Here is a 24,917-nt window from a genome sequence, read left to right on the forward strand (position 1 = left end):
CCGGTTGGAATGGACTCCGTTTTTTGCTGGCTTCATCCCAACTTTTTATAATTATGGAGTGAAACTTATATGAAACAAATACTTAAACGCTTGACTATTTCTGCTTTGGCTTTAGCTGCAACAACAGCCTTAGCAAGCCCAAGCTATTTAGTCACACACAATAAGACTGATGTAGAGTCTAATGCATACGTAGCGGGTAAACCCTCTCCACACCCAACTGCAGCAAACAGTGATGGAAAAGTTTCCTGGTATGTCGTTAGAATGGCTTGTTACGGTCACACTGACAAAAACATATGTAAAGCTGTTGTAAAAATGGCTACTGATACTGCAAATCCAGTCGATTTAGGGACAGTGTCTTTGAATATTGACACTGGTGAAATTAGCCCTACCAGACTCAGTGGAAATGGCTATACTTTGACAGTAAATGGTCCAGGCGAAGCGACGCTGACCAAAAATTAGGGAAAAAAAAGCCACGCGTAGCGTGGCTTTTTAATTTACTTCGTTGGAACGGGAACAGGTTGATCGATAATCCAGTTAAGTTGAACACCCACCAGGTCAGCATAAGCATTACCACGAGCTCTAACATGAAGAGTACTGGTACCAGCAACTTCGGTTCGATTGATAACTGGATCTTCAGCTGTAAACAGATGAGTATATCCTGCATCGACACCAATATTGGGTCTCCACTGATAATGACCTCCGATAGAAAGAGCCCAACGGTTTGCATCAGGGATACGTACACTTCTATAGGTGTCGTTAGTTGGGGTCTCATCATAACCACCACCAACACGTAGCATCCATTGCTCATTGAAACGATAGTTAGCACCAATTGCAAAACGCCAAGCATCACTGTAATTTTCAGTTGAAATAGAATTTACCAACACTTGACCACCGGCAAATGTAGCTGATGGTGGTGCGTAAGCAACGGCATTTTCCAATTCGATAGTCTGAATAGTTGACCAACCAGTCCAAACTACAGAGGCTAGAAGAGCAAGCTTTTCATTAACATCGTGATAACCACTTAAAGTAAGTATATCAGGGAAACTGATATTGTTACTTGATAAAGTATTGGTCTTTAACAGTGCATTGGGGTCAGCAGCAAGCACAGAAAACGGATCTGTAACATCAAGACCAGGCGTTGCTAATCGTCCATTTAATCGGCTAAAGCCATGGAATTTTTGTCTCATTTCAGATTGGTAGTTTAAACCAAGGCGTGTATGGTTATCATTAAACATTGCCATTACGCCGGCATGGAAACCGACTCCGAATGAATCCCCTTTGTTATAGCTTTCTGTGTCCAAAAAGTTAGGCGTTACAGGGACACCCAAAAGGTTATAAAATTGCAATAAAGCAGGAGCACCTAGCATACGGTTAAATTTAACTCGTGCGTATTGAAGATCAATACCGGCACCAACTGCAAAATTATCGGTTAACTTGCCACCGATCTCGGGAGAAACGTTAATAGTTTGAAGCTCACTTAAAGTAGCTGCATAACGAAGCGCACTTCTTTCACTCCATAAGGTTTTTAATCCAAAAGGAGAGACAATGCTTAAACCGAAAGTTGCACTCTCGCCCAATGGCAATGCATAGTGTACGGAAGGTACAAGAGCATTTTTTGCACCGTCCAAATCATTAAACGTTTGTACATAAGGGAAAGGAATCCCTGTTGTTGAGAATGTACTAGTTCCACTTAATTCCGATTTAGGGAATACACCTACACCACCAAATGAAACTTGTTGCTCACGAATTAATGAAAGCCCTGCTGGGTTATACCAACCAGTTGATGCATCCGCAGCTTCGGCAGCGATACCAGCAGCAAAGTTGCCCACGGCAGATCCATTGCTTTCTGTATAAAGGGAAAAGCCCCCTGCATTGGCGGTGCCCGCCATCAACGCAACAACGGCTGCGCTGACTAATGTTTTCATGGGTTTTTGCATACTCTTGACACTCCTTACGTTAAAATGCATCCCAAAGATATTGCAAACTAAGAGATAATAAATGAATTAGAAACGATTTCAAACGCTTACGGCAAAAAAATTCTCTATATAATCAAAAACTAGCCACAAGAAATTCAACGTGTGTACAAATGAATCATGATGAAAAATTATTACCGAACTCTTTTGTCTAGTCTTGGCTTGTCAATGCCAACTACCCATGATAACGTGTTCTTTTTTTGCGCGGATTAGGATTATGCAACAAGTCATTACCAAATTTGGTGGAACTAGCGTTTCTTCTTTGCAAACATGGGAAAATATTGCCGCAATTACTAAACAGCATATCACCAATAATGTGCAACCCGTTCTTGTATGTTCAGCATTAACTCAAATCTCCAATAAATTAGAAAAAGCAATTGAAGCAGCCCTTATTAATCAGCATCAGAATATTGAACTTGATATCCGCGAGAGCTATCAAGCATTAGCAAACGATTTGCAGGTTTCCTCTGATTTAATTGATGTCGAATTTGCACAATTGCAGCAATGGCTTACAGGGATTGCTCTTCTAAAAGAAGCACCTTCAAAAACTCGTGCTCAAATACTAAGTTTGGGTGAACTAATGATGACCCGCCTGGGGCATGCATTTTTATCTCAACAAGGTATTGATTGTCTTTGGTTTGATGTCCGAGAGGCCCTGGTTTCTACACCCATTACAGGGAATGGGGATGCAGTTAATTATTTAGCAGCTCGTTGTAATAGTGAGCCTAATCCTGAACTTAGTCAGAAATTAGCAAACAGTGGTGCTCAAGCAATTATTACTCAAGGTTTTTTTGCGGCCAATCCTCAGGGTGAAACAGTTTTGTTAGGCCGCGGTGGCTCTGATACCTCCGCAGCATTGTTAGCAGCGATTCTACAAGCGAGAGTTTGTGAGATATGGACAGATGTCCCCGGTATTTATACAGCAAACCCGCATTTACTACCCCATGCTCGATTACTAAAACAACTTAACTATGATGAGGCTCAGGAAATCGCATCCATGGGGGCTAAAGTATTGCATCCAAACTGCTTACCTCCGGTTCGTAAAGCAGGAATTCCGATGGTGGTTAAATTTACGCGCATGCCTGAACATTCCGGAACTCGCATCTCAAAAGAAAGCGATGATAAAGCCCCCCCTATCAAATCGATTCAGGTTAAACACAGTATTATTTTAATTTCAATTGATACCATCAACATGTGGCAACAGGTAGGTTTTTTGGCCGACGTTTTCACTACTTTTAAATTACATGGCTTTTCGGTCGATTTATTGTCCTCTTCAGAAGCAAACATCACACTTTCTCTAGACAGCAATGCCAAATTACGTGATCGTCGCGCGCTTGAAGGATTGCTTGCTGATTTAAATCGCTTTGGTCGAGCAAAATTGATTGAACCTTGTAGTGCTGTCAGTTTGGTTGGTCATCATATTCGTACAGTTTTGCCGCAATTGGGCCCTACCCTCGAAGTATTTGATGCCCAACAAGTTTACTTAATGTCTCTTGCATCCAATGATTTAAATTTGACGTTTGTCGTTGATGAATCTCAAGCCGACAAACTGTGTCAGAAGCTTCATAATCTATTGATTGATAATAATCCACAAAGCTTCTATTACTCCAAAAGCTGGCAAGAAGAATTCGGTAATCCTGGATTAAAAAATGCCCCCTGGTGGGAACAGGAAAAAGAGAAGCTACTAGATCTGGCATCTACTCAATCTCCTTGCTATGTCTATGATATGAAAACTCAGTCGCGTAAGGCCGACGAATTACTGGCGCTAAAAGCCATTGATCAAGTTTATTATGCGATGAAAGCAAACCCTCATCCGGCTATCTTAAAAAACTTATATCGCAAAGGGATAGGATTTGAATGTGTTTCTATTGAGGAATTACAGCAGGTTTTAACATTGTTCCCTGAGATTGATAGACAACGTGTACTCTTTACACCTAATTTTGCAGCGCGAACAGAGTACGAATTTGCGCTATCAACTGGATGTCATATTACCATTGATAATCTCTATCCTTTAGAAAATTGGCCTGAGCTTTTCAAAAACCAATCAATCCTATTGCGTATTGATTCAGGCTGTGGTGCCGGACATCATAAATACGTATGTACTGGGGGTAATGAATCAAAATTCGGTATTCCACAAAATGATTTATCCCATGTCAGACAATTAATTGAAAAATATCAAATTAAAGTGATAGGTTTACATGCTCACTCTGGAAGTGGCATCTTAACCCCCGAATTGTGGCAACAAACCGCTTTAATGCTGACTGCAATTACGAGCCAATTCCCTGATGTACGTATTATCAATCTAGGAGGTGGTTTAGGCATTGTTGAAAAACCTGGCCAACAATCTCTCGATCTCAGCGCTCTTGACGACTCTCTAATGGCAGTCAAGTCAGGACATGCTCAATTGTCATTTTGGATTGAACCAGGCCGCTTTTTTGTGGCTGAAAGTGGTGTGATTCTTGCCAAAGTTACTCAGTGCAAAGAAAAAGGCAAGGTTCGTTTTATTGGTATTGAGACCGGCATGAATTCTTTAGTTCGCCCGGCCCTTTACGGTGCCTATCATGAAATAGTTAATTTAAGCCGACTCAACAATGAGAAAACAGGCTTTGCCCATGTGGTAGGTCCAATTTGTGAATCCGGAGACACCCTGGGTTATGATCGTTTATTCCCAGAGACTTTTGAAAATGATGTCATTTTAATTGCTAATACAGGTGCCTATGGACATTGTATGAGTTCTCACTACAATCTCAGAGCGCCCGCGCAAGAAATTATTATGGACTAATTGAAAAATGCTCAAGGATAGCCCACAGCGTATAAAAGCCACAGACCCTCGCAACTCGTTTATTGTACAAGCACCAGCAGGGTCTGGTAAAACAGAAATACTAACCCAACGATATCTGAGGCTATTGAGTGTAGTCTCTTCACCCGAACAAATTGTTGCCCTCACCTTTACACGTAAGGCAGCTAATGAAATGCGGGAACGAATTTTATTGGCTTTAAAACAAGCAGCAGAAGGGAAACTGCCCTCTTCTTCGCATCAGCAACAAACGTTTTATTATGCTAAAGATGCTTTGAAACGGAGCCAGCAATTAAACTGGCAGTTATTGAAACAGTCCAGTCGTTTACGCATCATGACTATTGATGCATTGTGTCAGTCAATTTGCCAAGCTATTCCGTTGTTAGATAAACAAATTCCTTATGCTCAAATCACAGACAATGCGCAAACCCATTATCAAACAGCGGCGCGTGCTTGCCTTGCTCATGCTCTGGCTACTAATGAGTTACACCATCCTCTTAAACAGCTATTGAAGCATCTTGATAATCGCCAGGATAAACTATTAACTTTGTTTAGCGATTTGCTTGCGAGTCGCGATCAATGGTTATCCGCTTTGTATATTGCTCGCGAACAAAATCAGGCGAGTTTTGAAAATATGCTGAGAATCATTGAACAGCATGAGCTCATGCGCTTTAAACGTTCTATTCCAAAGGAATTCCAAACGCAGTTATGTTCTCTTGCTCGTATGCTGGCATCCGTCGAAAATAATCCCTCCTCTCCTCGTTATCCATTACGTGACTGGCATAATTATGAGGAGCTCAATCGTCAGCTTGTTACAAGTCTTTCGACTTTGCTGCTAACGTCTCAAAATAGTTTGAGACAAAGCTTTGATCATCACGTCGGTCTTAAACGAGGAGTTTGTGACGATACACTCTATGACGAATTAAAAACTGCAAGTAAAGAACTTATGACCTCCCTCAGTGCAGAATCAGAATTTCTGGAAACGCTTCTGCGTGTCAAAGATTTGCCGTCACCTCATTACGATCCTGAACAATGGCAAGTTCTGCAATCATTATTCACATTATTGCCTTTATTGGTTGGGCATTTGCATTTGGTATTTACTGAGAATAATGAGGTGGATTTTACCGGAATTTCCCAACAGGCATTGGTTGCTTTAGGTCATGAAGAACAGCCGACTGATTTGGCATTATACCTGGATAATACAATCCACCATCTTTTAGTTGACGAATTTCAGGATACCTCTATTCAGCAATTTGAACTGCTCACCAAGTTGCTGCACGGCTGGCAATCTGGTGATGGTAAAACACTTTTTATCGTAGGTGATCCGATGCAGTCCATCTATCGTTTTCGTCAAGCAGAAGTTGGACTTTTTTTAAAAGCAAAACAAGAAGGTATCGGTTCCGTTAAGTTAGAGTCGCTGGAATTATGTTGTAACTTTCGTTCCACACCAACAATCGTAAATTGGGTCAATCAACAATTTCAAACCATTTTTCCAAAACTCGATGATATTGAATCTGGGGCAATTTCATTTCATCATGCAGTCACAGTCCTTCCTGAGAATGAAGCCAGTGTTATTGAAGCTTATCAGTTCCCCAATCGCACCAAAGAAGCAGAAGCTATTGTAAGTTGTGCCATCAAAGAGCTAGAAACCCATCCTGAAGAGGATATTGCTATTCTTGTTCGCTCTCGCAATCAACTCATGGAAATTACCCGTTTGCTTCGAGAACAGCAAATCCCTTTCCAGGGCGTTGAAATTGAATGCCTGTCCCAGCTTCCTCATCTTCGTGATTTGTGGACCCTAACCCAAGTTTTACTGATGCCTGCCAATCGTTTAGCTTGGCTCGCATTATTAAGAAGTCCTTTCTGTGGACTACCGCTTGATGAACTGCTTTTGATTGCTAATTGGGATAAAAAGAAATCCATTTATGAAGCCTTGGAAAGGATTAATGAATTTCCACTACAAGACGAGCACCGTACCCGATTACAATTCGTCTATCAAACCATAAAAAATGCCCTGAATTATCGCCACCAGGAATCATTGGTTGACTGGATTGCCCTAACCTTTAAGCAGCTACAAGGTCAACATATTTTAAATGCACAAGAACAAGACGACCTTGAACAATTCTGGCAATTACTTGAACGCTTTACGTTTAAGGGTCAATATCCCAACCTAGAGCAGTTTACTATTGAATTTAATAAATTATATTCCCAACGTACTATTTCCTCGCGTTTACAAGTCATGACCATTCATAAGTCAAAAGGCTTAGAGTTTGATAGTGTGATTTTACCCGGTTTAAGTTCCAAGGCTCAAAATTATGATCAACCCTTATTTCGTTGGTTGAAATTACCCAGTAGCGAAAAAAATGATTTACTCCTTGTATCACCAATAAAGGCAGCTCATCGAGAGGAATGTTTAGTTTATAATTATCTTGCCCGATACGATGCAGAAAAAGAAAATTATGAATTGCAACGCTTGCTTTATGTTGCAGTCACTCGCGCTAAAAAACGTCTTTACCTTTTTGATAATCGCGAGAAAGATACGAAAAACACCTTTCGTAATTTATTAAGAAATCAAGATTTTGTTAGCTATCAAACAGAGTTGCCAGAAGAACAACTGCCCACTACTCTTCCTTTACGTTCCTATTTGCCAAATCGCTTTTATCATCAATTACCTGTTTTTAATGGACAAGAAGAACGAGCAACTCTGATGACCTATCCAAGTAATGCACGTCAAATCGGGATAGTTGCTCATGAGTTATTACAATGGATTTGTAATAATCATCCCTTAACCCTTGAGCAGGTACCATGGAACTTAGTCGTTAATCGTTTTAAATCTGTGGGTTTTGACGAAAAAGAACTTAATGAGGCTTGTGAAAATTTAAAACAGCAAATTACAAGATTATTTGAAGAGCCTATTGGGAACTGGTTAATTCAAGTTCATGAAGAAGAAGCCAATGAATATGCCTTATTTGTCACCGAAGAAACACCAATGACCCGCATTATTGATAGGACATTCATCCATGAAGGCCAACGCTGGGTTATTGATTTCAAAACAGGTAGTGACGAAGAAGGGACCCAGGAAGAACATCGATTGCAAGTTAATGAATATGCTCGCCTCTTGGCACATCAATCTGACCATCCTATTCGTTGCGGAGTTTATTATCTTGCAAAAGGGACTTGGCTGGAATGGTCTTATAGTGAAAAGCTAACCTCTGCAGCGATACCAAACAATTAGAAAAAATCTTTTGTAGATTGCTACACCCTACCCTATTTACTGAGGTGGGGGCGTAGCATTTTGCTGAATTTCAGGTGTTGACTGTACTTGAGGTGCTTTTTGCAACTCAGGAGCTTGCTGTAAATGAGGTGTTTGCTGCATTTCAGGGGCAGGCTGCACTGGAGGTGCTTCCTGTAACTGAGGTGTTTGTTGAACATTGGGGTTCTGCTGAACTTCGGGCGCTTGCTGTACCTCTGGATTTTGCTGAACATCAGGCGCTTGTTGTACTTCTGGATTTTGTTGAACATCAGGCGCTTGTTGTACCTCTGGATTTTGTTGAACATCAGGCGCTTGTTGTACCTCTGGATTTTGTTGAACATCAGGCGCTTGTTGTACCTCTGGATTTTGTTGAACATCAGGCGCTTGTTGTACTTCTGGATTTTGTTGAACATCAGGCGCTTGTTGTACTTCTGGATTTTGTTGAACATCAGGTGCTTGTTGTACTTCTGGATTTTGTTGAACATCAGGTGCTTGTTGTACTTCTGGATTTTGTTGAACATCAGGCGCTTGTTGTACTTCTGGATTTTGTTGAACATCAGGCGCTTGTTGTACTTCTGGATTTTGTTGAACATCAGGAGTTTGTTTCGCCTCTGGATTTTGTTGTTCTTGTGAAGGTTGAGAGAGTTGTTCAGACTGTTCATTAGTTAATGGTTTGCCAGGATTATTTTCCAGTAATGGTTGTTCTTGTGTAAATGGTACCGGCGCAGGGGGTGGTTCATTTTTTGTGATTGCTTGTTCACTCACTATCTCTTTGCTCGGTGCAACGTTCGTAGAGTCATGCCCACCTTGTACACTGGCAGGCCCAGGCACTACTGTTGCCACCGGTGATTTTGGAGCATTCGATAGCGCTTTTGGTGAAATTTGTACTACTGCAGTATTAACCGGGGCTGATTGTACAAATGCTGCAGTGGGCACCGCAGTAATACCATTAGGTACATTGATGTTCTGATAAACAATATTAATCTTTGGCGCATTAAAAACTTGATTAATATAGGTTTGATTAATTACCGTATTGCTTATGTTGATTTGAACAAAATAATTACGATTTACCTGATAAGGAGGAATATAAACTTCCCCGGGAGCAAGAGGAAACCACGCGATTCCCCGCGAACCATTCACTTGTAAATTAAACTGTCTTCCTCCAACGAAAACAACTAACGCAGGCGCATAAACTGGTTCGATATGACGAGGTCCTGGAACCCATGTCCATTGATTTTGCCATCGAAGCCAACGACCGTAGTGAAACGGTGCAAAACCCCAAGGTTGATCATCAATCCATGTCCAACCCCAGCGATTAAGCCATACCCAGTGTCCCATTCTGTAAGGTGCCCAATTTGAAACAGTAACATGGGGGACCCATACGCGGCCGTAAGTCTTATTGACTTTCCACGTGCCGTAGTGTTCTAAGTCTTCATACCCGATCATTTCAGGCGAAACATATTTAACAACCGATTTTACTGAACGACGGTCTCTTTCTTGATTGAAACGATCGAAATCATCTATTGGACCGACAGCACTGCATTGATGTCCTTTTAAATCATTCCCTGTAAAGCGACAGGTTTCCCCTTCCTTGATTTTGAATGAGGCATTTTTTCCATAAATATCACCTCGTCCTTTAAGCACAGTAACAACTGTTATGCCTTTTTTACTATCAACATCGATACGATAATACCCTGACTTCGTGGTGGTAAATGCCAAGTTGGGGGTATCAATTTCATAGCGTCTATCTCTGTTTTCTGATCTAATGCTTAAAGCAAGTTTGCCGTTTGTTTGTTGGAATTGAGCAATGGTATTGTTTAGATTGGAAATTTTAAGACTGGTTTGGTTACCTAACCGAATCACCGCAGCACCGAGCTGCAACTCAACAAGCCCATCAATATCAGACCAAAGCCTATCACCAATGACTAGTGGACGATTTAAACTGACTTTAATCCATTTATTAATACCAGCAGGCGAAAAACTAACTACACCCTTCATGTAACTAAGGCGAGCCACAGTTGGAAAGGTGTTGGAGGCAGCGAAAATAGATGTGGCAAGAAAACTACAAATAAACAACAAAACCAGAATTTTAAATTGTTGTACTAATGCTTTCATAAACGACTTCCTTGCTAAATCCTTTTTTTTGACAGTTATTTTTTACACCTTGTATCTATGAGTATGAACCCAAATCAGCAATTGTTCTAAAAATTAAATAACCTATTAGATTAATTCCTTGACTTTATGGTATTTAATATTACTTTAAGAATGTCATTTTATACTCTCTTCATTTCTAAAAATAATCATTGGGGTAACCATGTCTGAAATATTAATAGAACATCTCGTAACTTTCGGCGATAGTCTTTCTGATCCAGGCTTTATGGACCATAAAAAACTAGGTGGTGTTATTCCAATGGATGGTCTAAGTGGCTTAAAAGGTAAATCTCCCGATGGTGCTTTTACCAATGGCTATGTTTGGGACACAGATTTAGGAACTGATCTTGTTGAAGAAAGTATCATTGACCGACGTAAGCATCATGGTGAAAGCGCAACAGAGATTGCCGATGACATTATTGAACATGACCCTGGTATAGAAAAAGAACTTAAAGATTTACAGTTTGAGAATTACAAACGACTCACTCTTCAAGGACAAGATTTCCTTCGCTATTACGATGAAGGGGGTTTAACGTCATACGATTACACAGGACGACTCACTGCAAACATCAAACTCCTGGCCACAGAACATATCGTCTCTAATCTCAAAGCAAAGCGTGAACTCTTCTTAGCCGACGACAAAGCTCGTGTCATTTCGCCTGAGCATAAAAAACGAACTTTAATCACGGAATGGTCAGGTGCGAATGACCTGATAACAGCCAATAGTGCTCCTACGAAAGAGGAAGCAAAAAAGGCTGTTATGGCAAGAATTGAGAATGTCGAAGAACTAATCAAAGCTGGCTATTCTCATTTTGCATTATTTAACTTACCTGATTTATCACTGACACCACAATTTGTTAAGTTGGGTGGAGAAAAGCAGACAAGTGCACACGAGGTATGTGAGTATTTTAATAACTTGTTAAAAGAAAAAGTTGAAGAACTCGCCAAAAAATACCCTGACTGTTCCGTTGATATTTTTGACGTGAATAAAGTTTTTACGGATGCTTATAACAACCCTCAACAATATGGCCTAGATCCTAAGAAAAAACATTCTCCTTACATTGAATCAGAAGATTTTAAGTTAAATGCAAATAAAACCTCTCCAGCTCCGGGTTACATGTTTTGGGATGACAAGCATCCAAGTGCCCATGTTCATAAAATATTAGCTGAAAAATTTTATGACGAATTTGGTAAAAAATATCACTTTTCTGCCCCTCATGAATCACTTTTAACCCAATTTCGTGAGAATTATGGGCAAAAATGGAAAGATGATATGGACGGGTGGTTTGGATTTTTTAGAAGCTCAAATATTGCTTATAAAGCACCTACTCTGACCGTAGAAGCTATTTTAAGGCATGCTTTACATGAAAAAGGAAATCGTACTCGAGATATTATTATTGAGTTGGGTTGGATTGATAAGCAAAATAAGTTAATTTCCAAAAACCCTGCCTTAATTAAGGCTATGGAAAAAATTCATCACATGGATAGTACTCATGATAGTGATAATGTTACCAGTCTTTTTGACGATTTTGACGTTAAAGATTTTAAAACTCCATCGAGCTAAATTGATGGGTCCGATGACCCATCATTTAATTGATATTCACCACGTAATTACAGTTTAATTTAAAATACAACGACACATTAAATTACTTCCTTTATCTGGTATTATCTCCAATTAGATTAGCTCTGTGGATTGTTGTATGAAATTTGAAAATACTATTACTGAATTGCTGAATACTGTCAAAGATAAGTCACTTAATCTCACCCCACAGCAAATGGGCTTAAAACCTGTCATTACCGCAGACGGTAACTGCATCGACATCACACTCCATGCGGGCTTCCCTACCCTACCTTTAGAAGAGAGTTTACTGCCTCCTCTTCGAGAACGCTTGCAACAAGCCTTACCTGATTACCAAATTACAATTACCTTTAATTTTTTTATTAAAGCACATCGCACCCAACTCCCTGGAAAAGGGTTAAAAGGCGCAAAAAATTTAATTGCCATCGCCTCAGGTAAGGGAGGGGTGGGGAAATCAACGGTAGCCATTAACTTAGCCATTGCTTTGGCACGATCAGGCGCCAAAGTGGGTATTCTAGATGCTGATATTTATGGCCCAAGTATTCCATTGATGCTAGGCAATACGAAATCAGTAGAAGTCAGTGATGATCACTACTTACCTATTACCGCTCATGGGGTTCAAGCCATGTCAATTGGCTATCTCACGAATAGTCAGGAAGCTTTAATTTGGCGAGGTCCTATGCTTGCAAAATCACTGATCCAGATGCTTGATATCACACGATGGGATGAGTTGGATTATCTACTGATTGATTTACCTCCGGGTACAGGGGATATCCAATTAAGTCTTGTGCAAAAAATTCCATTGGCCGGAGCAGTCGTCGTAACAACGCCCCAGAACGTAGCAACCCTGGATGCTCAGAAAGCCATTAAGATGTTTGCCCGCACCAATATTGATGTTCTTGGATTAGTCGAAAATATGTCTCTTCATGTTTGCAGCCAGTGCGGCCACCAGGAAGCCATTTTTGGCCATGGCGGGGGAGAAATATTAAGCCAGACGTTTACAATCCCCCTATTAGGCCAACTTCCTTTAGACAAACGTATTCAAATGCAGTGTGATGAAGGCAATCCAACAGCAACACGCAATGATGAATTAGCGAAAATATTTATGAATACCGCATTACAAACAGCAATAGCCTTAGCCAAAAAGCCTCTAAATTACGCAGATCGATTTGGAGAGATTGTTGTTGAGTAAATGATAGACTGATTGGTTTTAGTCTGGCTCTTAGCCCTACAACGCTATTTTCATGCTACACTATTGCTTATTTTACACGAGTTATGCGAATCAATGTCTGAAAACTACACAGCTGACGCGATAGAGGTGTTAAGTGGTCTTGAACCTGTTCAACGCCGCCCAGGTATGTATACTGACACGACACGACCTAACCACTTGGCCCAGGAAGTAATTGACAATAGTGTTGATGAAGTGATTGCCGGCTTTGCCAGTCAAATCATCGTTATTCTTCATGAAGATGGTTCCGTCGAAGTGGAAGATAATGGTCGCGGTATGCCAGTTGATCTTCACCCTCAACTCGGTTTAAGTGGTGTCGAAGTGATTATGACCCGTCTTCATGCGGGCGGTAAATTTTCAGACAAAAATTACAGTTTCTCTGGCGGCTTGCACGGCGTGGGCGTTTCTGTAGTGAACGCATTATCAGAACGCGTGGATGTGACCATCAAGCGCAATGGTATCATGTATAGTATGGTCTTTGCCAATGGCGATAAAATTCAAGAGTTAAATGAAATTGGCGTAACCAAAAAACGCGATACCGGCACTATTATTCGTTTTTGGCCAAACGCGAAATATTTTGATACCACCAAAATTTCTGTAAAACACCTGGGTCATGTTCTTCGTGCTAAAGCGGTTTTATGCCCTGGTTTGTCGATGACCTTCATTAACAAGGCCACTAACGAAGAAACTCATTGGTGTTACGAAAAAGGATTGGCGGATTACTTAAAACAATCCTTGCCTTCAGATTATTTTCCTGATGAGCCTTTTGTTGGGGAATTTGCCAGTGAAGAGGCAACAGCGGATTGGGCCCTTGCATGGTCAGCCACTACCAACAGCGGGTTAAGCGAAAGTTATGTTAATTTAATTCCCACGGCTCAAGGCGGTACACATGTCAATGGACTACGTTCAGGACTGTATGATGCCTTGTCTGAATTTTGTGAATTACGAAATTTATTACCAAGAGGCGTGAAATTAACAGCAGACGACCTCTGGGAACCTTGCCAATATGTTCTGTCTGTAAAAATGAAAGAGCCTCAATTTGCAGGACAAACCAAAGAACGCCTTAGTTCTCGCCAAATGGCAAGTTTCGTGGGCAATGTCGTCAAAGATGCCTTCGCACTCTGGCTCAATCAACATCGAAGCCAAGGTGAAATCATTGCAGCCTTTGCGATTGAACGCGCACAAAAACGTCTTAGACAAGCAAAACAGGTAGCACGTAAACGTATTAGCCAAGGCCCTGCTCTTCCCGGAAAATTAGCAGATTGCCTGCAACAGGATTTAAGTCAGGCAGAATTATTTTTAGTGGAAGGAGATTCAGCAGGAGGCTCAGCCAAACAAGCACGTAATAAAGATTATCAGGCAATCCTGCCTTTACGTGGAAAGATTCTAAACTCCTGGGAAGTTGACTCCTCTGAAGTGCTTGCTTCTCAAGAGATTCACGATATCTCTGTTGCTATTGGTGTCGATCCGGGCTCTCAGGATCTTTCTGGTCTTCGTTATGGCAAACTTTGTATTCTGGCTGATGCGGACTCAGATGGTGCTCACATCGCTACTTTGCTATGTGCTCTATTTTTACGTCATTTCAAGCCTTTAGTTCAGGCAGGCCATGTTTTTGTTGCCATGCCCCCACTTTACCGTATTGATGCTGGAAAAGAGGTACAGTACGCCCTGGATGATGAAGAAAAACAAAAAATAGTAGAGAAGTTTAGTAAAACCTCGAAAGCGAAGATCAATGTTCAACGTTTTAAAGGTCTTGGTGAAATGAACCCCATGCAATTGAGAGAAACGACCATGGATCCTAATACTCGACGTTTGATCCAGCTAACTCTAGACGATGAAGAAGCTACTTTAGCGCTCATGGACATGATGCTCGCTAAGAAACGAGCAGCTGATCGCAAAGTCTGGTTGGAAACTAAAGGAAATCTAGCAGAAGTATAATAGAGCATCCCTTAAAACTGCACCTTCGTAGCCTGGTTGGCGCCTGCGACAACCGGGTTTTCAACATGATTAAAAAACTTGATAACCCGGTTGCCGTTACACGTCAACCAGGCTACGAATCTGCGTGGATACTGAAGGGAATTTGGCAGAAGTATAGAAACCTCCCCATTAAAATACCCCTCTGATGCAGCCTCGCTGGCGCCTCCGACAACAGGGTTTTCTTCGAATGCATACAAGAATTGCATAACCCACTGCCATTACCAGGCAGTCGGCTACACGTTAACATAATCTTAATAATTATGTTTTATAATACCGTTATGCTCCTTACGTAGGCTTTTATTATGACCGATAATATTTTTTTACTTGTTGAAGAATATCTTGTAAAGCCAGATACATTAAGACTTAACAATATTAGACAAGTATGCCGTGATTTACAGAATGATGCCTTTAACAAAGCGACAAGTGACAAACTCCTTGAGTTAGCTCAAAAAATAAAGAGTATTCCTACAGATAACGATTCTAAAGAGTATCGAAAAGCAATTAAAGGGCTTATAGGCGAAGAATTAGTAGCCCATGCCAATATTACTGATTTAGAAGATCTTACAAATTCTCAGTATGGGATGAGGATTGTTGAGCATCTTGGTCAACTTGCAAGCATGCGCCTTACTGACCTGACTAAAGAAAAGCATGCTTTCATAGTAAAAATTAATACTATGGCAAGAGAAGATGTACCAAAGGAATTGGATAAAATTTTAGAACAACAAGCAGAAGTTGCATGTACCCTGTCGACTCGTGTGGTTACGAATCCAGGGATTCAAACCCCTGATCAATCAGTCAGTAAGAAATCATGGCCCTTCGATGACAAATTCATAGTTAGGGTGCGTAAAGAACAAGCCAATCAATTGCAAACCTTGATCGACACGCTTGTAGGTGAGGCTGGCATCACTAAATTGATGCCCCTTGCCCTAACTACTATTAGCGGCAAGTATATATTCAGAGAGGGGAAGTCCAAATTTCAATATTGCGATAATGCTGAAGAAGTTATTCATCGTCATACTACACTTTTAGGGTTAAAGATTAAGGAGCTGACAGCGCGTGGTGAATCAACAGTTGCTGGAGTATTAGAAAGAGCCCATCAGAACATAATAGCTATCTGTGCTGAAACTAATCTAGCTACCAAACCATTGACGCAAAACCAACTAAAACGCATTTCAGACACCCTCACTGAAGCCAGAAACTCACCCGAACTAAAAACACACCGTGGAGCGAAACAAATAATCATTAACTTTCTACTAGTATTAAGCGGGATAGGTTTATTTGCTTTAGCTGCTACCGCTGGAAAAAGAGATTCATTTTGGTATCGTCCTGGTACAGATAGTGAAAATACAGTGGAAGATTTTGAGCAGAGCATTAACAAATCTTCTAAATCATCTGCCTAAACAGACTTACCACTTTAACAATGGTATTAGATTGGAATAATCATCTGTCCATAAACGAGCGTCATTTTCTGCGACAAACTGCCAATTTGCAGAGCGCATCAGAGAAACAGCGAAGGCTTGATTGCTGGTGAGCAACCCCCATTCAGATGCAAGCTGGCCTTCCTTTGTATTCTCAGATTGAAATTTATGTAAAACAATTAAATCAAGCTGACGTCCTACAGCAGTAAGTACAGGCAACAACCGCAAATGACGATTACTAATATGCACCATAATTACTCCATCAGATGTAATTTTCTTTAAATACAATTGAAATGCTTCCAGCGTTAACAAATGAATCGGTATTGAATCCGAGGTGAATGCGTCAATAACTAATACGTCTACACGCTTATCAGGAGCATTCTGGAGTACCAGGCGCCCATCCCCTTCCTCAAGGGTAATGTTTGGCGAACAATCCTTCAGGTAAGTAAATAATTGTGGATTTTTAGCAATGTTTATAACTTGTCTATCTATATCCACCATTTGTAATGTTTCATCCCGCTCATACTGGCATGCCATCATTCCCGTTCCCAATCCCAAAATAATGGCATTTAGTGGCTTTTTCTGCTGTCGTAGCAGCTTTACGACCTGTGCAGGCGGCCCATAATAGCCCAAAGCGCCGATGTCGTTTTTATTAGGATTAGTTAATTGAAAACCGTGTAATGTATTTTGGCTGATTAAGACATGTGATCCAGGTATCGCAGATACTGTTTTAATTCCGTAAAAATTTCTCTGCTGGGCAAGAATGGTGTTAGGTTTTAACCCGGGGGAAAATAGGAAAACAAATAAAATACTGACACTGACAAACAGGCTGAATTTATTGCCTGCACAACACACAATTAAGCACAATGACAAAAACTCAGCGACATGATAATTCTTCAATGTGGCTAACCAGGAAATATTGGGTAAGAAATAATTAATTAACAATATCAAAAAAATAATACCCGGTATTAGACTCATGCCTTTTTTATTCGCTGGAATACACAATATGGCCAAGGCTAAAATAAAAGGATATTCGTAAGAGTCGTTAAAAATTCTTGGGGCTATTAAACTATTAAAAAATCCTGCCAACACGCCCCCTAACGCCAGGCAAAAATAAAAACTGGTTAATTGATTTGCCGGTGGACGAGTTTGAATTAATCGACCATGGCATAGCAGGGCCATTATAAAAAAATTAATCAGATGAAATAGAATCATTTGCCCTGCTGAGAGTGCGTTACCCACAATAAAACTGATCATTGGAAAAATGAAAAAAAATAGACAATTACGCTCTACCCAGGAAAAAGAAATAACAGGATGCTTGGCAAACGTGATTATGAACGAGAGTAAATAAAGCGCTAAAGGAAGAATCCAAAATATTGGCGTTGCCGCAATATCTGTCGAAATATAAAATGTTACCCCAAGCAGTATGCTGCACGGAATAAAGCTATAACCAATCCATTGGAGTTGTAGTAGGGAAAATTGAGGCTTATTTTTCACCTCTTGCTTCAATGTCGATTTATAAGATACTCCAAACAAAATGACGCATAAAATAATAAGGTAAATACAATAACCGATCATCCAATAATGAAACTGCTCCTTCAAACCCCAATAACGCTCAACCAGCCAAGGGTAAGCTAACAACGCTAAAAAACTGCCTCCATTGCTTGCTACATATAAAAAATAAGGATCATTGGCTTTCTTGTCTTGTGTTTGACTATAAGCAAATTGTAAAAGAGGGGCTGATGCAGCAATGACGAGTAAAGGTAGACCCAACTGATAAATTAAATGACGTAAAATAACAAATTCAGGAATCCCTTTCTCTGCAGAAACAATAAACAAAAAGGGTAAACTCAACAGACTCACCAAGAGAACAATAGTATGCAATAAACGCCACTCCCAGACTGTCTTTAGCTTGCTAAGAACCCAGGCATAACCATAGGCCGCTAATAGCAGAGACTGAAAAAATAGCATGCATATTGTCCAGACTGCCGGCGTTCCACCGTAAACAGGGAGCAAAACCTTTGCCACCATCGGTTGAATTACAAATAATAAACTTGCACTTAGAAAAAGGCCAACAGAAAAAAGAAATTGCATTGATGAAATCCTAAATCCTTTTTAGAGTAAAATAATCAATCGAATTGTGGCCGATAATTAAAAACTAAGATAGTTTATTTAATTGAAATTTTAAATCCAAATTTTAAATGTCGGATTCCTTTGGGATTTTCAGCCATTTCAAATGTTTATATTGATTTAGAGGGCACTATGGCAGACATCATTAATCTTAGTAAAAAAAGAAAGGCTAAAATTCGTTTGAAAAAAGAAAAAAAGGCCTCTGAAAATCGTGTTAGATTCGGAAGGACAAAAAAAGAAAAACAGTTAGAAACACAAGAAAATACACGTAGTGAACGATATCTAGATGGCCATAAGTTAGAAAACAATGAGAAAGAATAAAGATACAACTTAGCCTATCCATATGAATAAAATAGAGTTTTTACTTGCCATTAATTTATAGTGCCATTGCTAATACTACCTCTAACCTTATTTTAGATGTTGCTCTTCAGGTAATGCGACAATGTTATGAGGTGAAACATAAACATCGGAGCGAATTAGCCCATTGTATGATTGATGTTTTTAAGAGTATTCCTAATCCAGAACACTACAGAATAAATCTGAGTGGGGATGTTCCTGGCAACTTCAAGTTAGTTATATACAATCAAGCAGGTGCTACAATAAATTGTGCCTTATCAGCCCATAAGAAAATTGTAGTAAAGCGATGCGTTAGCTATAAAACAGCTCCGCTGTCAAATAGTCAGGAAATCTCAATCACACCTCCTAATTAGTTTAATTAGATCTGAACTCCACTAACTTAAGGACACATTAAATCCCCAGACTATTCTCTAGTGCTTGTAAGGCATATAGCTTTTATAGGTGAAAGATTGCTTTGTGAACATTACTTGCTGCACTGATTATATTTGCTATTTGACTTCGCTATCTTCATGTAAAATAATCCAATATCATCGATTTATTCAACAATCCTTTGTAATGTCAATGGGTTAAGAGAAGTTATGATTGTTATCTTCGTTCATGGCTGGAGTGTCACACATACCAATACTTATGGAGAGCTTCCACAATGGCTTGAAAATCAGAGTCAGGACGGAAAGTTGGATATTCAGGTTGGTAATATCTACCTCGGGCACTATATCAGCTTTGACGATACTGTAACCGTCGACGATATAGCGCGTGCATTTAATCAGGCTGTGCGTGATGAAATTGCGGATAAGCTAGGCAAGGGAGAGCGTTTTGCTTGTATCACCCACTCTGCCGGTGGCCCCATTGTTCGTAAATGGATGGATTTATATTTTAAGGATAATCTTGCAAAATGCCCATTGAGTCATCTTATTATGCTGGCTCCTGCCAATCATGGGTCTGCGCTTGCTCAATTAGGTAAATCTCGATTAGGTCGTATAAAAAGCTTCTTTGAAGGTATCGAACCAGGCGAGCATGTACTTGATTGGCTTGAGCTTGGAAGCGATAAGAGCTGGGAACTTAATGAAAGTTGGCTTGATTATGATTGCACCGCGAATGGTATTTATTCCTTTGTACTGACAGGCCAGAAAATTGATCGGCAACTTTATGATGCTCTTAACTCCTACACCGGTGAAGCGGGATCTGATGGGGTGGTACGCGTAGCTGCTGCAAACATGAATTACAGCCTATTAAAATTACATCAAGAAGGTAGTAACGGCGAAAACCTTATTGTCGCCAAAATGACGCGGACACAACCCATGGCATTTGGGGTTCTTCCCGGGTGTGCACATTCCGGTAAAAAAATGGGTATTATTCGCAGTATTACCCTGGCCAATGCCGCCACTCATCCTACGGCTATCTGGATTTTGAAATGCCTTAAAGTAAAAACCCGTGACAGTTATGATACCTTGACAAAAGAGTTAGATAAGCTTACTCAAGAAACCCAGAAAAATGAGCATATAGAATTTGTGAACACACTTCTCTATAAACGCGAGTACATCACCAATCGCTACACTATGATTATATTTCGACTGATTGATGACCGCGGCAATCATCTGGACGATTATGATCTTTATCTAACGGCCGGTCCGAAATTTAGCGAGCACGCCCTTCCCACGGGTTTCTTCGGAGATCGCCAGCGAAACCAGCATAATCGAGGAAAACTGACTTATTATCTTGACTACGATATCATGGAAGCAGGAATAAATACGCCAAAAATGCAAGGTAATTTGGGATTTCGTATTAAAGCGCGTCCCGAAGCGAGTGACCAAGCTCTTGCTTATTACCGATTACTTGATTTTCATTCCTCCCTGGCTGACATTAATAAAATTCTTCATCCGAATGAAACCGTTATGGTTGAAATCATGCTTCAGCGACGAGTAGATAGGACGGTCACCCGTATAACCAATAACCTTACTCCGGCAAAAATCAGTGTGAAACCGAGTGGCATAAAAGTAGATTAACGCTTAGTACTTAAAAATCACTTCTAGAGAAAGATAATCTCTCTTTATTCAAAATTCCATCGCGAGTAAATTCAATATCGTTCTCATTTGCCCAGCAGCGCCAATTTTGCATATTAAAGATAAACCGACCTTCTTTTTCAAAAAATACATCCGGTGTAAATGCTGCTACATTTTTACCAAATTCTTTTGATCTTGCCGATGTAAAGATGAAAGCTTCAATACCCACTTGTCTCATGTCCGTACCTAATGGCTGACTGTACTCATAGGTATTTTTATTAGAAATTTTATTTTTGTGTTTTTTGAATGGAAGCTTCGTTAAATCTATACCCTGTGCAGTCTTTATATAAGCTTCAAAAGTTGTCATTGGAATTTCAATATCACCCAGATCTGTTGAGCTATGCTCAAAAAATTTTAATCGATAATAAGCTACTTCAGCTAACGCTGTTTGGAGATTAAAAGAGCCATACCACAAGGATGGTTCAAATTCTCTACCAAATCGAGAACCATATTTTAGTGGAGGATACCTAAAGGGGGTAAAAATTAAATAGTGCCTGTTATTAGTGATAGCTGGTTTTGATTCCTCCAGCATTTCCTCAAGAAGATCATGCTCTTCCCTACTATCTACTAAATCTCTGGAACTAGAAACATGTTGAGCTTCAACTACCCGGCATGGAGAAATTTTAAGAGTTCTCTTATATTTTTCTCCCTCACAAATTTCCCAAAGACTCATAATTTGCCGCGCATAGCATCTAAATAATTAAGGACTAAAATAAGACCGGGAATAGTTTTCATCGCCTCAAGGGGTTTTTTTTGAAAATATTTGTTATAGCTATTTAGCCACAATTTAGCTTTTTCATGATTATTACCAACCATAGCATTTAAGCTTCTATAAATTCTAACAAGCAATAACGCCATCTCTCCTTCTTTCGTTTTCGGAGAAATTAATTTTTTCCCTTGATTTAGGCGCGAAGCAGTCGATTCGCTGATACCGATTATTTCACTAAGGTCCTTACCAGTAAAAGAATACAATTTCGATAAATTGTAAATTGCTTTGGTCAGAACAAGTTCTCTCTGATGTTGTTTGTTTTCAGAAGTTCTCATAGCAAAGCCCTCATATTTCATTTGAAATTATAGAACACTCTAATTTCAAATGCAATTGACCAAGTTAAATACAAATTTTATAAGAATGCTATGACTTGGTTTACTTTAGTTCCAAATGAAAGTCTTTTGCTATATCACCTGGAGCATGGCCTTTTCGATAAGCAAATGTTTCACAGATGTGTACCACAATAAGCAAGGCACCGTTAGTCTTTTTTTCTAACTCCCAAGTGTGGGTTAAATCAGCGATAAGCTGCTGACTATAGGCTGCTGGTGATTGCCAGGTTTTAGCATACCAGACACCCTTGGTGGCCACCGTAATTTTATTCCCTTCCTGTTGACTACTTTGTAATTCACAATCAAAAGATTGGTCAAAATAAATAAGTTTTCCTATTTGATGATCAGCAAATCCCGCAATCCCTTTGAAAAAAATATCACTGCCACGTAAACGAAGTTCAAAATTTTCAAGATCAATAATTCCGACAAAATCAGAGATAGGAGCGCGAGACGCATTTAAAACATTAAATTTTTTAATAACTTGAAATGCTTCCTCTTCATTAATCGTGGTCATAACTACCCCATGCGGTTATCTGTTAAGTAGACTCTCTCAAATTATAAAAGATTTGCTACTCCCCTTGATAACTTATTTTTAGGTTTTATATCTATACTTAAAGCGTTAGGACTAAATGTGAGTAAAATGATGAAAAAAGAGAAAACAAAGCGAGAGCTTCAAAAAGATACATTAAAACAAGTTTCAGGGGGTAAAAAACGACGACCTTCTACCCCACCTCCAGCTAAAGATGAAAGACCTGATAGAGGAACTGTGGGTCCATTAATAAGAGCAGATGAGTAATTCTAGTTACTCGCTGTAATTAATCAGTGGTTACAGGGTAATTCTTGCGAACATCCCTGAGTAACCTGGAATGCCTTCAGTGATGTTCGCCGAACTGTCTAGTGTTTTTCTCGCGAGGCATTTAGCATCCAGCGTGCTTTCTCATGAGCTGCAATTCTATCTCCTAACAACGTTGCAGTTCCTTCATCTCGATGTTCTTGAGCCAGTAAAAGTGCCTGGTTAATATCTTTTACTAGCGTATCGTGATCATTTGCAAGATCAATAACCATCTCATTTGCATTTTTGTTAGCATCACCATCTTTTATTCGTTTTAAAGTCTCGAATTCTTTAAACGTTGCAGGCGTGTTATAACCCAAAGTACGAATACGCTCAGCAACGTTATCAACAGCGTCGGCTAGTTCCTGATATTGCATTTCAAACAATTCGTGCATGGCTTTAAACTGAGGTCCTGTCACATGCCAATGGTAATTTTGTGTTTTCAAATATAAAGCATAGGTATCGGCCATAAGAACTGATAATTTTTTGATAATGTCTTCCATCTTTAAACTCCTTATTTAATTTTATTGTTTATAATCTAACCATAGCTGAAAAATAATATTTTATAAAATCAATTATTTAAATTGAAATAATAGTTATTATCTATAGGAAAAATCCTGGCTAACTTAATCATAGGCGACTTATCCAATAATCTCCAATTAAACTTTCTAAGTTGAAAATTTACTGGATACCTCGGACAAGCCGAGGTACGTAGACAGTGTTTGACCTGCTGCACTTCCCCTACGTGCCCCGGCCGAGGTACTTAGACAGAGTTTGACCTACTGCACTTCCCCTACGTGCCCCGGCCGAGGGACTTAAACAGTGTTTGACCTGCTGCACGTCCCCTACGTGCCCCGGCCGAGGTACTTAGACAGTGTTTGACCTGCTGCACGTCCCCTACGTGCCCCGGCCGAGGTACTTAGACAGTGTTTGACCTACTGCACTTCCCCTACGTGCCCCGGCCGAGGTACTTAGACAGTGTTTGACCTACTGCACTTCCCCTACGTGCCCCGGCCGTGGTACCTAGACAGTGTTTGATCTACTGTACTTTCCCTACGTGCCTCGGCTTGTCCGAGGCATCCAGTAAAGGGCTGAATAGCCTAAACGTGACGAACTGATAAAAAGGGATTACCTAATAAGCAGGATCAGAAATACCACGATGAAATTCATCCAAAGAAATTGGCTCATAGCCTACCCCTAAATCCTGGCGAATATAATTTGAAGCTAATAGCAGCTGTTTAAGATCGTAATCTTTTACCTTGATTGCCCGAAGATATGCCGCAAAAAACTCTGTCTTTAAATTGCCAATTCCTTTTCCCATACCTGCCAAAGAGGTGTCAATATACTTTGCTCCGGAATGAATTGCAGCGATAGCATTAGCCTGTGCCAAGCCAAGGTTATCATGGGCATGAAAGCCAAATGGAATTAGATATTGACGTGTATATTTTTGATAAATGGACTCAACTTTTTCAGGGAAAATACTTCCATTTGAGTCTGCAAAATAAATCATATCCGGCTCGTATTGAACGGTCTCTTGCATTAGATGATCTAATTCAGCTTCCTCGTAATGAGACATATTGGTGATATTAAGAGATAATTCAAACGACAAGTCTTTGATTTGTTTAAGAATAGTAGTCGCTTCACTAAATTTATCTTTAAGCATGCACACGCGAACTAATTGGACACCCAATTTTTTTAATTCAAGCAGATCAAATTCTGAAACATTTTTAGGATGAACCATCACAGCAATTTTTGCATGCTTAACGAAGGATTGACAAAGGTTCAGATAATCTTTTTGGCACATACCAGCTCTTCCAATATTGTTCATTGGATTGACTACGCCATTTCTATAACCAACTTCAATGTACTCAATTCCTGACTTATCAAGCGCCTTTAGAATACGTTGTAATTCCTGGTCACTGAAATGAAAATTAGTTCTATGTCCACCGTCTCTTAGCGAGACATCGAGAACTTCTATTGTACTCATATAATTTTGCAAAATAGGACTTCTAGCTAATTATAGCTAAGTAGTAGTGAATTAAAAGGAAGGGATTAAAAATTATA

The 24,917-nt window shown here is 39.9% G+C and carries 19 protein-coding genes; 11 read left to right on the top strand and 8 right to left on the bottom strand.

The genetic code is table 11. The features are described from left to right. The first annotated feature begins 69 nt into the window (after positions 1 to 69). Positions 70 to 459 carry a hypothetical protein gene (locus LHA_RS10645; RefSeq protein WP_045106528.1) on the top strand — a complete coding sequence of 130 codons (390 nt, stop codon included), beginning with the start codon at positions 70 to 72 and terminating at the stop codon, positions 457 to 459. A gap of 35 nt (positions 460 to 494) precedes the next feature. Here LHA_RS10645 and LHA_RS10650 read toward each other — a convergent pair whose 3' ends face one another. After that, the gene (locus LHA_RS10650; RefSeq protein WP_082060336.1) at positions 495 to 1,937 is read right to left on the bottom strand and encodes an OmpP1/FadL family transporter; all 1,443 of its coding nucleotides are present in this window, start codon (positions 1,935 to 1,937) and stop codon (positions 495 to 497) included. A 253-nt stretch (positions 1,938 to 2,190) separates the two neighbouring features. Between LHA_RS10650 and LHA_RS10655 the strand changes: the two genes are divergently transcribed. Both LHA_RS10655 and LHA_RS10660 read left to right on the top strand, forming a co-directional pair. After that, positions 2,191 to 4,755, top strand: coding sequence for a bifunctional aspartate kinase/diaminopimelate decarboxylase (locus LHA_RS10655; RefSeq protein WP_045106530.1), 2,565 nt, complete (start codon positions 2,191 to 2,193; stop codon positions 4,753 to 4,755). Between the two features lie 7 nt (positions 4,756 to 4,762). Next, a complete protein-coding gene (locus tag LHA_RS10660) occupies positions 4,763 to 8,005 on the top strand; it encodes a UvrD-helicase domain-containing protein (protein WP_045106531.1) in 3,243 nt (1,080 codons plus the stop codon). 36 nt (positions 8,006 to 8,041) lie between these two features. Here the strand turns inward: LHA_RS10660 and LHA_RS16120 are convergent, their stop codons facing one another. After that, positions 8,042 to 10,138: a DUF6600 domain-containing protein gene (locus LHA_RS16120; protein ID WP_052673684.1), complete on the bottom strand. Its 2,097-nt coding sequence runs from the start codon at positions 10,136 to 10,138 to the stop codon at positions 8,042 to 8,044. Positions 10,139 to 10,337: 199 nt separating this feature from the next. Between LHA_RS16120 and LHA_RS10670 the strand changes: the two genes are divergently transcribed. From LHA_RS10670 to LHA_RS10690, 4 genes are all read left to right on the top strand, one after another. Then, positions 10,338 to 11,738 (top strand): SGNH/GDSL hydrolase family protein, encoded by a 1,401-nt coding sequence (locus LHA_RS10670; RefSeq protein WP_052673685.1) that lies wholly within the window; start codon positions 10,338 to 10,340, stop codon positions 11,736 to 11,738. 136 nt (positions 11,739 to 11,874) lie between these two features. Then, positions 11,875 to 12,945 (top strand): iron-sulfur cluster carrier protein ApbC, encoded by a 1,071-nt coding sequence (gene apbC, locus LHA_RS10675; RefSeq protein WP_045106532.1) that lies wholly within the window; start codon positions 11,875 to 11,877, stop codon positions 12,943 to 12,945. A gap of 93 nt (positions 12,946 to 13,038) precedes the next feature. Next, on the top strand, positions 13,039 to 14,919 hold the full coding sequence (gene parE, locus LHA_RS10680; protein WP_045106533.1) for a DNA topoisomerase IV subunit B: 1,881 nt from the start codon (positions 13,039 to 13,041) through the stop codon (positions 14,917 to 14,919). A 341-nt stretch (positions 14,920 to 15,260) separates the two neighbouring features. Continuing rightward, complete coding sequence (locus tag LHA_RS10690; protein ID WP_045106535.1) at positions 15,261 to 16,358, top strand: hypothetical protein; 1,098 nt, start codon at positions 15,261 to 15,263, stop codon at positions 16,356 to 16,358. Positions 16,359 to 16,364: 6 nt separating this feature from the next. Here LHA_RS10690 and LHA_RS10695 read toward each other — a convergent pair whose 3' ends face one another. Further along, positions 16,365 to 18,470 (bottom strand): spermidine synthase, encoded by a 2,106-nt coding sequence (locus tag LHA_RS10695; RefSeq protein ID WP_045106536.1) that lies wholly within the window; start codon positions 18,468 to 18,470, stop codon positions 16,365 to 16,367. A 168-nt stretch (positions 18,471 to 18,638) separates the two neighbouring features. Here LHA_RS10695 and LHA_RS10700 point away from each other — a divergent pair, with 168 nt between their 5' ends. From LHA_RS10700 to plaB, 3 genes are all read left to right on the top strand, one after another. After that, positions 18,639 to 18,827 carry a DUF4169 family protein gene (locus tag LHA_RS10700; protein WP_045106537.1) on the top strand — a complete coding sequence of 63 codons (189 nt, stop codon included), beginning with the start codon at positions 18,639 to 18,641 and terminating at the stop codon, positions 18,825 to 18,827. A 44-nt stretch (positions 18,828 to 18,871) separates the two neighbouring features. Further along, complete coding sequence (locus LHA_RS17350) at positions 18,872 to 19,216, top strand: hypothetical protein (protein WP_045106538.1); 345 nt, start codon at positions 18,872 to 18,874, stop codon at positions 19,214 to 19,216. Between the two features lie 225 nt (positions 19,217 to 19,441). Continuing rightward, entirely contained in the window at positions 19,442 to 20,866 is a 1,425-nt protein-coding gene (plaB, locus tag LHA_RS10710) for a phospholipase PlaB (RefSeq protein WP_045106539.1), read from the top strand. Between the two features lie 10 nt (positions 20,867 to 20,876). Here plaB and LHA_RS10715 read toward each other — a convergent pair whose 3' ends face one another. The 3 genes from LHA_RS10715 to LHA_RS10725 all read right to left on the bottom strand — a co-directional run bounded on the left by LHA_RS10715 (position 20,877) and on the right by LHA_RS10725 (position 22,535). Continuing rightward, on the bottom strand, positions 20,877 to 21,596 hold the full coding sequence (locus tag LHA_RS10715; RefSeq protein ID WP_045106540.1) for an RES family NAD+ phosphorylase: 720 nt from the start codon (positions 21,594 to 21,596) through the stop codon (positions 20,877 to 20,879). Continuing rightward, positions 21,593 to 21,967, bottom strand: a complete 375-nt coding sequence (locus LHA_RS10720) for an antitoxin Xre/MbcA/ParS toxin-binding domain-containing protein (RefSeq protein WP_045106541.1) — start codon at positions 21,965 to 21,967, stop codon at positions 21,593 to 21,595. Before LHA_RS10720 ends, LHA_RS10715 begins: the two co-directional genes overlap by 4 nt. Positions 21,968 to 22,067: 100 nt before the next feature. Then, positions 22,068 to 22,535, bottom strand: coding sequence for a hypothetical protein (locus LHA_RS10725; RefSeq protein ID WP_045106542.1), 468 nt, complete (start codon positions 22,533 to 22,535; stop codon positions 22,068 to 22,070). 126 nt (positions 22,536 to 22,661) lie between these two features. On the opposite strand from LHA_RS10725, the gene LHA_RS16965 reads away from it, so the two are divergent. Further along, the gene (locus tag LHA_RS16965) at positions 22,662 to 22,817 is read left to right on the top strand and encodes a hypothetical protein (RefSeq protein WP_156413531.1); all 156 of its coding nucleotides are present in this window, start codon (positions 22,662 to 22,664) and stop codon (positions 22,815 to 22,817) included. A gap of 98 nt (positions 22,818 to 22,915) precedes the next feature. Here the strand turns inward: LHA_RS16965 and LHA_RS10730 are convergent, their stop codons facing one another. Beyond that, on the bottom strand, positions 22,916 to 23,356 hold the full coding sequence (locus tag LHA_RS10730) for a Dps family protein (RefSeq protein ID WP_045106543.1): 441 nt from the start codon (positions 23,354 to 23,356) through the stop codon (positions 22,916 to 22,918). Between the two features lie 629 nt (positions 23,357 to 23,985). After that, on the bottom strand, positions 23,986 to 24,840 hold the full coding sequence (locus tag LHA_RS10735) for a beta/alpha barrel domain-containing protein (protein ID WP_045106544.1): 855 nt from the start codon (positions 24,838 to 24,840) through the stop codon (positions 23,986 to 23,988). Between the last annotated feature and the right edge of the window lie 77 nt (positions 24,841 to 24,917).

Origin of the sequence: Legionella hackeliae, from assembly GCF_000953655.1 — a bacterium.
GTDB lineage: Bacteria > Pseudomonadota > Gammaproteobacteria > Legionellales > Legionellaceae > Tatlockia > Tatlockia hackeliae.